The organism is Arthrobacter sp. JUb119 (genome assembly GCF_024807995.1).
Classification (GTDB): Bacteria; Actinomycetota; Actinomycetes; order Actinomycetales; family Micrococcaceae; genus Glutamicibacter.
Window position 1 is genome coordinate 111,749 of record NZ_JANUFE010000001.1, and the last position, 11,979, is coordinate 123,727.

General features: G+C 57.0%; 14 protein-coding genes and 1 tRNA gene. 10 read left to right on the plus strand and 5 right to left on the minus strand.

From position 1 onward, the window contains the following. Positions 1-6: 6 nt before the first annotated feature. The 3 genes from M2368_RS00565 to M2368_RS00575 are packed head-to-tail and all read right to left on the minus strand — an operon-like array spanning position 7 to position 1,868. Positions 7-249: a PspC domain-containing protein gene (locus M2368_RS00565; RefSeq protein WP_105656871.1), complete on the minus strand. Its 243-nt coding sequence runs from the start codon at positions 247-249 to the stop codon at positions 7-9. A 35-nt stretch (positions 250-284) separates the two neighbouring features. Continuing rightward, positions 285-533 carry a hypothetical protein gene (locus tag M2368_RS00570; RefSeq protein ID WP_133833616.1) on the minus strand — a complete coding sequence of 83 codons (249 nt, stop codon included), beginning with the start codon at positions 531-533 and terminating at the stop codon, positions 285-287. A 12-nt stretch (positions 534-545) separates the two neighbouring features. After that, positions 546-1,868: a PspC domain-containing protein gene (locus M2368_RS00575; RefSeq protein ID WP_498723906.1), complete on the minus strand. Its 1,323-nt coding sequence runs from the start codon at positions 1,866-1,868 to the stop codon at positions 546-548. Between the two features lie 126 nt (positions 1,869-1,994). On the opposite strand from M2368_RS00575, the gene M2368_RS00580 reads away from it, so the two are divergent. Both M2368_RS00580 and M2368_RS00585 read left to right on the plus strand, forming a co-directional pair. After that, positions 1,995-3,248 (plus strand): ATP-binding protein, encoded by a 1,254-nt coding sequence (locus M2368_RS00580; RefSeq protein ID WP_332487095.1) that lies wholly within the window; start codon positions 1,995-1,997, stop codon positions 3,246-3,248. Between the two features lie 4 nt (positions 3,249-3,252). After that, positions 3,253-3,921: a LuxR C-terminal-related transcriptional regulator gene (locus M2368_RS00585; RefSeq protein ID WP_105656867.1), complete on the plus strand. Its 669-nt coding sequence runs from the start codon at positions 3,253-3,255 to the stop codon at positions 3,919-3,921. Positions 3,922-3,996: 75 nt separating this feature from the next. On the opposite strand, the gene M2368_RS00590 is transcribed toward M2368_RS00585, so the two are convergent. Continuing rightward, positions 3,997-5,196: a pyridoxal phosphate-dependent aminotransferase gene (locus M2368_RS00590; protein WP_332728387.1), complete on the minus strand. Its 1,200-nt coding sequence runs from the start codon at positions 5,194-5,196 to the stop codon at positions 3,997-3,999. A 268-nt stretch (positions 5,197-5,464) separates the two neighbouring features. Here M2368_RS00590 and M2368_RS00595 point away from each other — a divergent pair. The 8 genes from M2368_RS00595 to M2368_RS00630 all read left to right on the plus strand — a co-directional run bounded on the left by M2368_RS00595 (position 5,465) and on the right by M2368_RS00630 (position 11,076). After that, positions 5,465-5,537: transfer RNA gene (locus tag M2368_RS00595), tRNA-Trp, on the plus strand. Positions 5,538-5,651: 114 nt separating this feature from the next. Next, positions 5,652-5,900: a preprotein translocase subunit SecE gene (gene secE / locus M2368_RS00600; RefSeq protein WP_038992215.1), complete on the plus strand. Its 249-nt coding sequence runs from the start codon at positions 5,652-5,654 to the stop codon at positions 5,898-5,900. A gap of 72 nt (positions 5,901-5,972) precedes the next feature. Further along, positions 5,973-6,830, plus strand: a complete 858-nt coding sequence (gene nusG / locus M2368_RS00605; RefSeq protein WP_332498267.1) for a transcription termination/antitermination protein NusG — start codon at positions 5,973-5,975, stop codon at positions 6,828-6,830. Positions 6,831-6,960: 130 nt separating this feature from the next. After that, the gene (gene rplK, locus M2368_RS00610) at positions 6,961-7,392 is read left to right on the plus strand and encodes a 50S ribosomal protein L11 (protein WP_105657674.1); all 432 of its coding nucleotides are present in this window, start codon (positions 6,961-6,963) and stop codon (positions 7,390-7,392) included. Positions 7,393-7,527: 135 nt separating this feature from the next. Then, the gene (gene rplA, locus M2368_RS00615) at positions 7,528-8,232 is read left to right on the plus strand and encodes a 50S ribosomal protein L1 (RefSeq protein WP_105661540.1); all 705 of its coding nucleotides are present in this window, start codon (positions 7,528-7,530) and stop codon (positions 8,230-8,232) included. 557 nt (positions 8,233-8,789) lie between these two features. Next, positions 8,790-9,311 carry a 50S ribosomal protein L10 gene (rplJ, locus tag M2368_RS00620; RefSeq protein WP_105657672.1) on the plus strand — a complete coding sequence of 174 codons (522 nt, stop codon included), beginning with the start codon at positions 8,790-8,792 and terminating at the stop codon, positions 9,309-9,311. Positions 9,312-9,384: 73 nt separating this feature from the next. Beyond that, entirely contained in the window at positions 9,385-9,759 is a 375-nt protein-coding gene (rplL, locus tag M2368_RS00625) for a 50S ribosomal protein L7/L12 (protein ID WP_133833621.1), read from the plus strand. A 147-nt stretch (positions 9,760-9,906) separates the two neighbouring features. Next, positions 9,907-11,076 carry an acyltransferase family protein gene (locus M2368_RS00630; RefSeq protein WP_498723907.1) on the plus strand — a complete coding sequence of 390 codons (1,170 nt, stop codon included), beginning with the start codon at positions 9,907-9,909 and terminating at the stop codon, positions 11,074-11,076. Here M2368_RS00630 and M2368_RS00635 read toward each other — a convergent pair. Further along, a complete protein-coding gene (locus M2368_RS00635; RefSeq protein ID WP_105657669.1) occupies positions 11,030-11,527 on the minus strand; it encodes an aminoacyl-tRNA deacylase in 498 nt (165 codons plus the stop codon). The two genes, M2368_RS00630 and M2368_RS00635, sit on opposite strands and share 47 nt — an antisense overlap. Positions 11,528-11,979 lie beyond the last annotated feature (452 nt).

Here is an 11,979-nt window from a genome sequence, read left to right on the forward strand (position 1 = left end):
CGGTATTTAGAATTTGCGAAGCCAGTTCTGCAAGATGATGGTGTTGTCCTGCGCTGGGATCAGGATCCACGCCAGGATATATGCGGCAACACCCATTACCGGAAGCAAGAACGAAAGCAGTAGGGCGATACGCACCAAGGTGACATCCCACCCGAACTTGTCGGCGATGCCCCCGGCGACGCCACCGGCCAATCGGCCTGGCCCGCGACGAAGCGGCATGGAACGAAGCGAGTTGAAGAATGCGTCCATCAGAGAACTCCTAATTGTTGGAAAAGCTTGGAGGCTTAGAGATTGGGGTCGGTGGGAACCGGTGGTTCGGCTTCGGATTTGCGGGCCTTGCCGGCCGATGCCAATCCGGAGAAGATCATGGCTACGCCGGCCAAGGCGACGATAGCGATGAAGAACAGCGGCATGTCAAAGCTCCACTGCAAGACCAGACGGCTGAGCGATGCCAGGGCGACAACGATCAGAATCAGGCCGAAGACCAAGGTTCCGGTAGGGAATTTCCTAGCGGGAGTAGAAGAAGTATTCATGGGGCTCAGTCCTTAGAAATCCGTGTTGCTGGGGTTCAGGATGCTGGGATCATCCACGGTCGTGGAGAACGAGGAAAAAACTCCGTCTACTTCAATGGTCAGCATTGGTGCATTTCCCGGCAAGGACCGCCGGTCCTGCGGCAGTTCCATATCCATTCCGGAAAGGAATGCGCCCTCGGTCTCGATCTTCACCGGAACATTCTCCGGCAGCAGCAGATCCATTCTGGAGAAGACAGAATCGATCTCCACAGTAGTTGGTTTGGTGATACTGCCCAGATGGGTCAGGTCAACCGTGGAGCTGCTGAAAACAGCGCTGTATTGGCTGTCGCTGCCGGTAGCCGATCGAACGAACCCGCGGGCAGATTCCTCGAAAGACGTAGCAGAGAAGATCACCGTCAGGACCAGCAATGGAATGGCCAAACCCAACAGGCCTCCACTGGTTCGCCCGGAGAGGGCCGCTAGGACAATGGTGATGCCAACAAGCAACAGGCCGCAAGCCAAAGCCACGGTCCAGCCCGAACCAGGCAAGGCCACGATATCCAGGTAGTCGGCCAGCATGACCACGGCGACCACCAGCACGGTAACGCCGAAGACGGTGGTGCCAAGCCAACCCGGAATCGGGCGGCTGATCGGCTTGCGATTCGCCTTGGCACTGTAGGCCTTCGTATATGCGGGATCCGGCGAATAGCTATTTTCGTACTGGCCCGCTGGGCCAGAATCACCTGAATTCATGGGGTGCTCCTTCATCGGCGCATCCGGGTAGTTCGTCCCGAACCCGCTAGCTACGCTCGCATTGAAACTCTGGGCGCCCTCTTCACGCCAAGGATGCTCCAACGCGGTGCTCTTCTCGGCAGCCCTTGGCGAGGCAGCAGAGCTGTCACCGGTCGCTGCCGGATTGCGGGCTTGGTCCGGACGCGCAAACCGGGTGTTCTTCCTGCTGAAGATAATGAATGCGATAGCCGCAACAATAGCCAGGGGCCACAGGACCGGTGCCAGCGAATCCAAGAACCAGGGAGCAGGGAAGATGCCCAGCGCAAAGATGATCACCGCGCCAGTCATGCCGCTGGTCCAGTTCCGGTTCACGGCACTTTCCAGATGCATTTTGCCTCCCGCATCAGGAAGCAACGCCCAAGCCAGTCCATAGAGCACCATGCCCAAGCCGCCTAGGACACCGAGCACCACGAAGATGCCGCGGATCAGCACTACATCGACCTTGAAATAATCGGCGACACCAGTTGCAACGCCACCGAGCCACTGCGAGTCCTGGCGAGTGATCGGTGATTTGCGCAGCTGGTCGTAAAAGCCGCGACGACGTTGAGAGCCTTCGTTGTTCATAGTCCAATGTTCTCGTGTGGCAGGGGTCCCGCGCTATGAGGGGATACCCTGAACTTCCCCTAGGGGTGCCCCTAGATCCGGTGATCAACCGGGAAGAAACGACAAGAACGTGCTTGACTTAGAACTATGGAAAGTCCTGAACGGCGTTTGATGGTGCGCAGCGAGAACCGGCTAATCGCCGGCGTCTGCGGCGGCCTCGCGGAGCACCTCGGCATCCCGCTGGGGTACGTGCGTATTGGGTTCCTGGGATTGTCCGCACTGGGCGGCATCGGCATTCTGCTTTACGCCTGGCTGTGGGTATTCGTCCCGAGCGCCGAAGAGGCGCACGCTGACGAGCTTCGCTCCTGGGGCACCAGATCACGCAGCCTGGCTGAAGAAATGAACCGGGTGCAGCAAGGCATCTTCCGTCCACGCGAAGGTTGGGAAAGGAACTCCACCTGGCGTGACACGCTGATCGGTGCGGGCCTGCTGGCGCTCGCCGTCTTGGCTTATGGACAGTGGACCGGCTGGAATATCCGCTGGGATCTGATCTGGCCTACCTTGGGCGTGATTGCCGGTATTGTGCTGGCTTGGATCCAGTTCGATGAAGGTATCACCGAGCACAAGAAGCGCCCGTCATTGCCTTTCTTGCTGCGCCTGGCTTTTGGCCTGGTCCTGGTCATCGGCGGTCTGCTGGCCCTGCTGGGCAATACCGTCGGAGCCGCAGACCTGCTCGGCGGCCTGTGGGCGGCCTTGGCGATCATTGTCGGCGCAGTCGTGGTGTTGCTTCCCTGGGGCACTCGGCTTTGGCGCGATTTCATCGCTGAACGGAGCTCGCGCCAGGCGGCGGCCCAACGTGCAGAGTTCGCGGCCCACCTGCACGACTCGGTCTTGCAGACCTTGGCAGTGATTCAAAAACGCAGTGAAGACCCAGCGGCGGTGAGAACCTTGGCACGCGTCCAAGAGCGTGAACTGCGCCAATGGCTGTACGGCAACCATGACCTTGATGATGAAGATGTAATCGTTGAGATCCAGCACGAGGCAAGCCACATCGAACAGCTGCTACTGCGTGATGTAGAAGTCATATCCGTAGGCAATGCTCAGGGCTTTGCCGGGCAGCAGGCACTGGTGGCCGCTAGCCGCGAGGCGATGATGAACGCAGCGAAGCATGCCGAGGGCAAGATTTCGGTATTCATCGAATGCTCGGCCGAACAAGTAGAAGTGTATGTGCGTGACCGCGGCACCGGTTTCGAAGTAGATGGAATACCGGCGGACCGGCACGGCGTCAGGGAATCAATCATTGGCCGCATGGAACGCGCAGGCGGCATGGCGCATATCCGGAGCGGTGAATCCGGAACTGAGGTGCAGCTGAGCATGCCACTGAACATGGAGGAAGAATAGAAACATGAACGCTGAGAACACCACCGAGAACTACCGTGTAGTGCTGGTGGATGACCACGCCATCTTCCGTTCCGGTTTACGTGCCGATTTGGCCCAGGACATCCAGATTGTCGGGGAAGCTGGCACCGTGGAGGGAGCCATCGAGGTGATCACCGAACAGCAACCGGATGTGGTGCTCCTGGATGTGCACCTGCCCGGTGGCCGCGGCGGGGGCGGGGCCGAAGTGCTCAAGGGGTGCACCGGGCTGCTGGGATCCACGCGTTTCCTGGCATTGAGCGTTTCCGACGCAGCACAGGACGTAGTGACGGTCATCCGTTCCGGTGCTCGCGGGTATGTCACCAAGAGCATTTCCGGGGCCGAAATTTCCGATGCAGTACGTCGCGTGGCCGGGGGAGATGCCGTGTTCTCGCCACGCTTGGCCGGGTTCGTCCTGGACGCCTTTGGCAGCAGCGGTCCGGTGGCAGAAATCGATGAGGAGCTGGATTTGCTCTCTGACCGCGAATTGCAAGTCATGCGTTTGATTGCCCGGGGATATAGCTATAAGGAAGTAGCCAAGGAACTGTTCATCTCGGTAAAGACCGTGGAATCGCATGTGTCCAATGTGCTGCGCAAGCTCCAGCTATCCAACCGCCACGAACTTACCCGTTGGGCTGTGGACCGCAAGATCCTCTAAACGGCACTGCGGCAAAAGCACAGAAGCCGGGCAGTCCATCATGGACTGCCCGGCTTCTTTGGCGGCGCGGTTTTTCTACTTGGCTTCGCCCAGCAGCTTGGCCATCCGTGCGACGCCTTCTTCGAGGTCAGCATCACCCAGTGCATATGACATGCGGATATAGCCGGAAGGGCCGAATGCTTCACCTGGAACGACGGCAACTTCTGCCTGTTCCAGGATGAAAGCAGCAAGTTCTGCACTGGTGTTGTTCACTACGCCGCGGATTTCGCGACCCAGCAGGCCTCGAACATCCGAATACGCGTAGAACGCGCCTTCCGGAGTAGGGCAGTGCAGGCCGTCAATCGCGTTCAGTGATTCGACGATGGCCAAGCGGCGACGGTTGAAGGCAACCTTCATGTCGTTCACGGCATCCAGCGGCCCGGCAACAGCAGCCAGGGCGGCTCGCTGCGATACGTTGGAAACGTTCGAGGTGGCGTGGGACTGCAGGTTGGTGGCGGCCTTGATGACATCCAGCGGACCTGCCATCCAACCCACGCGCCAGCCGGTCATTGCGTAGGTCTTTGCCACGCCGTTGAGGACGACAACTCGGTCTTCGAGCTCTGGGACCAAGGTCGCGATGGAGCTGAAAGTTGCATCGCCGTAGGTCAAGTGCTCGTAGATCTCATCGGTAACAACCCACAGCCCCTTGGAAGCAGCCCACTGGCCGATCTCGCGGACCTGCTCCGGGGTGTATACGGCACCGGTGGGGTTCGAAGGAGAAACGAACAGCAGCACCTTGGTGCGTTCGGTCAGTACGGATTCGAGCTGTTCGACGGTAACCTTGTAGCCCTGCTCCGGGCCGGCAAAGACCGATACGGCCTTGCCTCCGGCGAGCTGGATGGCTTCGGGATAGGTGGTCCAGTACGGAGCCGGAACGATGACCTCGTCACCTGGATCAAGCAGGGTTGCGAAGGTGTTGTACACCGCCTGCTTGCCGCCATTGGTGACCAGAACCTGATTGGCCTTGAGCTCGTAGCCCGAATCGCGCATGGTTTTGGCGGCGATTGCTTCGCGCAGCTCGGGAAGGCCGGCTGCAGGGGAGTAGCGGTGGTTCTTTGGATCCTGGGCCGCCTTGACTGCTGCTTCGACAATGTAGCCAGGGGTTGGGAAGTCGGGTTCACCGGCACCGAAACCGATTACTGGTCGACCTGCTGCTTTAAGAGCCTTCGCCTTGGCATCTACTGCGAGAGTCGCGGATTCGGAAATTGCGCCGATGCGGCGAGAAATGCGAGACATTGGGGATTCGTCCTGAAGTCTATGGGGACAGCTGTTACACCTCAGTTTAGTTCGCAACCTTGCACTTCAGCATCACAATTTTGAAAATGACACAATAAGGTGCGCAACGGGGCGCGGGAATGCGTTCTGCGCCACACCGGAGGTTGTCAGTTCGACATTTCCGATTTCGTTGCGTAAAGTTATTTCTCGTTGCCGAGACATCGCAACGGACGAAGCTGAATGTTTTATCCGCTAAGATGTTCTAGGTGGGAGCGGTAAAAAGCTCCGAAGGGTAGTGGCGCAATTGGTAGCGCAGCGGTCTCCAAAACCGCAGGTTGCAGGTTCGAGTCCTGTCTGCCCTGCGCAATAGCGATTTATCGCTTAGCGAATTATCTCATCACGGTGTGTTGCAGTCGAATAGACTATGGCACACCGTGATTGTTTCAACTGGCCAAATTTTTGAAACGAGGAAGAACATGACCGAATCTGCTCTCAGCTCCGGTAAGGGTGGACAGAAGTTGGGTTTCTTTGCCCGGATCTTCTTGTTTTTCCGCCAGGTAATCGCAGAACTTAAGAAGGTCGTCACCCCGACCCGCAGTGAACTAGTGAATTATTTCCTGGTTGTTGTCGGTTTCGTGGTCGTGGTGATGCTGATCGTGACGGCCCTGGACTTCGTCTTTGGGCAGGGTTCGATCCTCCTGTTCACCAACAAGGTCGAACAGTAATTTTGTTGCCTCGGAGGTATGATTACCCCGAGGCAATTTAGTGTCATTCAGTCAAAGAAAGCAGGAGCTGCAGTGTCCGACAAGGAACTCGAACCGCAGATTAATGACGAGGTCGAAAACGAGTTCGTTGAAGCCGCCGGCGATCAGGTTGAGCCAGCTGTAGAAGCTGACGTCGACCCAACCGAAGCACCAGCACAGGACGCTGAAGACGCTCAGGTAATCGAAGGCGCAGCTGAAGAAGCTGAAGGCGAAGACAACGAAGCTGAAGAAGCCGAGGGCGAAGACAACGAAGCTGAAGAAGCCGAGGGCGAAGACAACGTAGCCAAGCTCAAGGAAGAATTCCGCGCTAAGCTCCGTCGTCTTCCAGGTGACTGGTTTGTCATTCACACCTACGCTGGTTACGAAAACCGCGTGAAGGTCAATCTTGAGACCCGTATCCAGACCCAGGACATGGATGAGTTCATCTTCGATATCCAGGTTCCAATGGAAGAGGTCGTCGAGGTCAAGAACACTCAGCGCAAGATCGTTCGCCGCGTGCGCATCCCGGGCTATGTCCTGGTCCGCATGGAGCTGACTGACGCGTCGTGGGGTGTTGTTCGACACACTCCAGGTGTCACTGGATTCGTTGGCAACGCCCACGATCCAAACCCACTGAGCCTTGACGAAGTGTTCTCCATGCTGGAGCACACCATCGTTGATCCAGTAGAGCAGCCATCGGCGTCCAAGCCAGGCCGTGCTCCAATTACTGAGGTCACCGTGGACTTCGAAGTCGGCGAATCGGTTATCGTCAATGACGGACCGTTCGAAACGATGCCGGCAACCATCTCGGAGATCAAGCTGGATGCCGCACAGCTGGTTGTACTGGTTTCGATCTTCGAACGTGAAACCCCAGTGACCCTGAACTTCAACCAGGTCACCAAGATCCAGTAGTATTAAGTCTTCGTGCCCCGCATCGGTCGCTTATCGATGCGAGGGTACGCTTGGCTGTCGCGCCACGATAGCCAGATCCCCGTGCCACGCTCCTGTGCCACGGGAAACGCAAGAGTAAGAAGGACCCGACATGGCCCCAAAGAAAAAGGTCACCGGACTCATCAAGCTGCAGATCCAGGCAGGTGCTGCTAACCCAGCTCCTCCAATCGGTCCAGCCCTTGGTCAGCACGGCGTCAACATCATGGAATTCTGCAAGGCTTACAACGCAGCGACCGAGTCGCAGCGCGGTAACGTTGTTCCAGTTGAGATCACCGTATACGAAGACCGTTCGTTCACTTTCATCACCAAGACTCCTCCTGCAGCTGAGCTGATCAAGAAGGCAGCTGGCATTGCAAAGGGTTCGGGTGTTCCGCACACCGACAAGGTTGCTAACCTGACCCAGGCTCAGGTTGAGGAAATCGCCACCACCAAGATGGCTGACCTGAACGCAAATGACCTGGCTGCTGCAGCCAAGATCATCGCCGGCACCGCCCGCTCCATGGGCGTGACCGTAGAAGGCTAATCCCGCCTTCCGCTGTTCACACGCTGGATAGCACTCAAGAATTCAATCTAAGGCGAAACGGTCATCTGATCGATTCGCCCGTGGCAGGACCCCGCGCGGTCCATATGACCACGACTGCATAAGGAGAAAACGCAGATGGCAAAGCGCAGCAAAGCATACGTAGCCGCCGCGGCTAAGATCGATGCCGACAACAACGTCTACGCTCCAGCCGAGGCAATTGCCCTGGCTAAGGAGACCGCAGGCGATAAGACCAACTCGACCGTTGAGGTTGCTTTCCGCTTGGGTGTTGACCCACGTAAGGCTGACCAGATGGTTCGCGGTACCGTAAACCTTCCACACGGCACCGGCAAGACCGCCCGCGTGGTTGTTTTCGCTAACGGTGACAAGGCAGAAGCAGCTCGCGAAGCTGGCGCCGACTTCGTTGGCTCGGACGACCTGATCGAAAAGATCCAGGGCGGCTGGACCGACTTCGACGCAGCAGTTGCAACCCCTGACCTGATGGGCAAGGTTGGCCGCTTGGGTAAGGTACTGGGTCCTCGTAACCTGATGCCAAACCCTAAGACCGGCACCGTGACCATGGATGTGGCCAAGGCTGTAACCGACATCAAGGGCGGCAAGATCGACTTCCGCGTCGACAAGCACTCGAACCTGCACTTCATCATTGGCAAGGTTTCGTTCGACGCAAAGCAGCTGACCGAGAACTACGCAGCAGCTCTGGAAGAGGTTATGCGCCTGAAGCCTTCGGCTTCGAAGGGTCGCTACATCTCGAAGGCAACCATCGCTACCACCTTCGGTCCAGGTATTCCTGTTGACGCGAACGTAACCCGCGTTGAGGCCTAAGTCTAGTAGCTAACTAGCTTGGGGGAGCATGCCGATAATCGGCATGCTCCCTTCCTTTTTAAACGAGGAATCTGCGCGATGGCCACGGCTGCTGGCAAGCGTATTCATGTTTCGTACCAGCCGGTAGCCGATGATAAGCTTTGACTACCGAGTATCTCGGTCATCCGCGTATGGATCCCCCAAGGCCCTACGCGGATGAGATACGAAAGTTTCCCCAAAACTTTTGTATCGGCGGGACTTACTACTAGCGTTCCCCAAGCGTTGGTAAATGAGTCCCGCCATTCTAATTTAATTCCCCTAGTGACCAGGATCATGAGATTGGCTCCGGCTTCGATTTGCTGTGGGCTGGAGTGCTCATATAAACTAGAAATACCGAAGACCGTCGGTTGAGCATTTGGTTTCCAACTGCTCCTAAAGATCCGCAAGGATGACCAACGCAGGTTACATAGATTTTTTGACTTTGAATAAGTTGAAACGCCCTGTGCTCCTGCGCGGGGCTATTTTTATGGCCTCGCCGGTTTTGAAACGGTACCGAACAAATCCCCGGAAGGAGTGTTATGGCAACCCCAAGCAAGACTGCAGCGATTGAAGAAATCACCGCGGAATTCAATGATTCGTCGGCGGCTGTCTTGACCGAATACCGTGGGCTTACCGTTGCACAGCTCAAGGATCTGCGCCGCTCGCTTGGTCAGGAGACCAAGTACGCAGTCGTAAAGAACACCTTGACTGCAATCGCAGCGAAGAACGCTGGCATCGATGCTTTCGATGAACAGCTTTCTGGTCCAACCGCAATCGCCTTCATTAAGGGCGATGCAGTTGCTGCCGCTAAGAGCCTCACGGAATTCGCCAAGACTAACGAAAAGCTGGTCATCAAGACCGGTTGGTTCGAAGGTAAGGCACTGGACCAGAGCGGCATCGCTGCTTTGGCTGCGCTGGAATCCCGCGAAACTCAGCTCGCCCGCGTTGCAGCAGTGCTGCTGGCTCCAGCTTCCGCTGCTGCCCGCGCTGTCGAAGCTCTGCGTGCAAAGCTCGACGAGAACGGTGGCGAAGCTGCCGAGGAAGCTCCGGCAGAAGCCTAAGCTTTCGAGTTCTCTCGCAACGTAAACCCAAATTCATCGGCCCTCAAGGCCAAAAACCGAAAGGACGCCCACCATGGCGAAGCTCAGCAACGAAGAGCTGCTTTCCGCATTCAAGGAAATGACCATCATCGAACTGTCCGAGTTCGTTAAGGAATTCGAAGAGACCTTCGACGTAACCGCTGCTGCTGTTGCAGTTGCTGGTCCAGCTGCAGGCGGCGAAGCTGCTGCTGAAGAGAAGACCGAATTCGACGTAGTCCTCGAGTCGGCTGGCGACAAGAAGATCGCAGTTATCAAGGAAGTTCGCGCACTGACTTCCCTGGGCCTGAAGGAAGCTAAGGAGCTCGTTGACGCTGCTCCAAAGGCTCTGCTTGAGGGTGTTGCAAAGGACGCTGCCGAGAAGGCTAAGGAAGCTCTGGAAGCTGCCGGCGCTACCGTCACCGTTAAGTAAGTACAGCGGTCACTCGCAACTTATTGCCAAAGGTCCACAGACGAAAGTCTGTGGGCCTTTGGTCGTTAAGCTGGGAAGTCCATAGCAATTGTTTTATAACGTTTCTATTAACAGCGTTTATTCAAGTTCATTGTTTACAGTGAAAATGTGTCAAAAACCGTAGCTACCCAGAACCAGAAACCAGCACCGCGGCTAGGGCTCCTAGACGCATTGAGGATTACAGCTGCGCTAATTGTCGTCCTGTATCACTACACCGCATGGGGACATGATCACTGGGGGAGGCAAGCCGCAGAGTTCTGGCCAGTACTCTCCGAATTCACCCGTTACGGACAGCTGGGTGTACAGCTATTCTTCCTCATCTCGGGCTTCGTTATCCTGATGTCCCTCCAGGGAAAGAACGTCATTGGTTTCATCGGCTCGCGTGTGGGCCGCCTCTACCCGGCCTACTGGCTCGCGGTACTCGCAGCAACAGTACTCTCGCTTGGGATCTGGCCCTCCGGTAACGAGGGACGCTCGGCCAGTGATATTCTGCCCAACCTGAGCATGATGCAGTCTGGATTCGGCGTCACCGATATGGACGGTGTCTATTGGACACTTTGGGTCGAGTTGCGTTTCTACGTGTTGCTCGCAGTGCTCTTGTCCATGGGCTTCGTGAAGAACAAGCACATCCTCTTGCTCTCTGCCATTTGGCCCGCTCTGGGCCTGTATCTGCATTTCACAAGCTTGGACAAGCTGCAGGAATGGATTGCCGGGCAGTATGCGGCCCTGTTCGCAGCCGGCATGGTGCTCTTCTTGATCTATCAAAGCGGCCACAGCATTCTGCGGTGGTCCATGGTCGCAGGCAATACTGCCATCGCCGCATTTTTCACCGGCATCAAGGGGCGAAGTGACGCGGACTTGCTCTCCGGGATGGATATCCCCGCATGGCATTTCCAGCTGCTGACCGTCCTGTGCGTAGTTCTGCTGGCGGTGTGCACTCTGACTCCGCTCAAGAACGTCCAGGGCAAATGGCTGGCTGTGGCCGGTTCATTGACTTACCCGCTGTACCTGGTGCACCAGTTGTGGGGTTGGTGGCTGATCAACCAGCTGCACGGTTTCGTGAACAAGTACGTGCTGCTGGCCGGTTTGCTGGTGCTGATGCTAGGAATTGCCTACCTGGTGGCACGCTTCGTCGAGCAGCCGCTGGGTCTGCCGCTGCGCAACGCGACGATCAAGGGATTGACCAAGTCGCAGGCCTGGGCCAAGAAGGCCTTGGCTAAGCCAGGGCTGGTTATTCCGGAGTCGAAATATCAGCAATCGTGGCATCAAATCCGCTAACCAAATCCTTGGCGCGAACCAGCAGTCCATGGGCTCGGTCCCCGCTGCCCAGTCCTATCTGTTCCGATACGGGCTCTTCGAAGACGCTGGCATCGATGTAGACAGGCAGTACCGTGTGCGAGCCAAAAGGAGTAATGGTTCCGCTCTCGTAGTGCGTGACATCCCAAGCGATATCTGAAGATGGCAGCGAGAGCTTATTGACGCCCATGACTCCGCGCAGCTTCGCCCAGTCAAGTTTCCGCCCGCCGGGGATCAGCGCGAAGACGAAGGTGCCGTCTGTGCGTTTGATAACCAGCGTCTTGAGCAAGGCCGAGGCCGAGATTCCCAAGGCGTCCGCAGCCTCTTCCAGCGAGCGGACCTTGTCGCGCGGCACAATCTCGATTGGGATGTTCCGGCGCGAGGCGTCCAGGGTAACTCGGGTCAGTGCTTCATCTGACTGCAGCTTATTCACTTCGTCTCCTAACCGTGGATGTTTGCTCGATCATAGCTAGTGGCGAAAGAAGAAGCCACCGGACACACGAGGTCGCAAAGGCTTATATCTGCTGGGGGAGCGTGTAGCTTCAAGCCTCCCGGATACCCGGAAAAAAATCTCCAAGAACGTTCGCCATGCGGCTGAAGCGGAGAAAAATTGGGGTTTCTGATGCTTGCTGAGGAGAATGTGACAGAAAGCATAACGTTGCCTGATGCCCGGAATCCGGAGACTGCGTTCAGCGGGCCGAGACCTTTGGCAATTCGCAAGAATCCGCGAAAACAAGGGTATCAGTTGGGAAAATGCATGCACTTTTCGGTGCGCGGTACGACCGGGTTGCGCGCTGGCGCGGTGCTTGGAAACCTGAGTGGCAGCCCGCGCGAAAGTGGGGGCGAAAACTATAGCACGAATTTCTGCACCGAGTATCGACAACC

Bases quoted from the DNA above. Each gene is read 5' to 3' on its own strand.
- M2368_RS00565 (WP_105656871.1), bottom strand. From the start codon at position 249: ATGGACGCATTCTTCAACTCGCTTCGTTCCATGCCGCTTCGTCGCGGG.
- M2368_RS00570 (WP_133833616.1), bottom strand. From the start codon at position 533: ATGAATACTTCTTCTACTCCCGCTAGGAAATTCCCTACCGGAACCTTG.
- M2368_RS00575 (WP_498723906.1), bottom strand. From the start codon at position 1,868: ATGAACAACGAAGGCTCTCAACGTCGTCGCGGCTTTTACGACCAGCTG.
- M2368_RS00580 (WP_332487095.1), top strand. From the start codon at position 1,995: ATGGAAAGTCCTGAACGGCGTTTGATGGTGCGCAGCGAGAACCGGCTA.
- M2368_RS00585 (WP_105656867.1), top strand. From the start codon at position 3,253: ATGAACGCTGAGAACACCACCGAGAACTACCGTGTAGTGCTGGTGGAT.
- M2368_RS00590 (WP_332728387.1), bottom strand. From the start codon at position 5,196: ATGTCTCGCATTTCTCGCCGCATCGGCGCAATTTCCGAATCCGCGACT.
- secE (WP_038992215.1), top strand. From the start codon at position 5,652: ATGACCGAATCTGCTCTCAGCTCCGGTAAGGGTGGACAGAAGTTGGGT.
- rplK (WP_105657674.1), top strand. From the start codon at position 6,961: ATGGCCCCAAAGAAAAAGGTCACCGGACTCATCAAGCTGCAGATCCAG.
- rplA (WP_105661540.1), top strand. From the start codon at position 7,528: ATGGCAAAGCGCAGCAAAGCATACGTAGCCGCCGCGGCTAAGATCGAT.
- rplJ (WP_105657672.1), top strand. From the start codon at position 8,790: ATGGCAACCCCAAGCAAGACTGCAGCGATTGAAGAAATCACCGCGGAA.
- rplL (WP_133833621.1), top strand. From the start codon at position 9,385: ATGGCGAAGCTCAGCAACGAAGAGCTGCTTTCCGCATTCAAGGAAATG.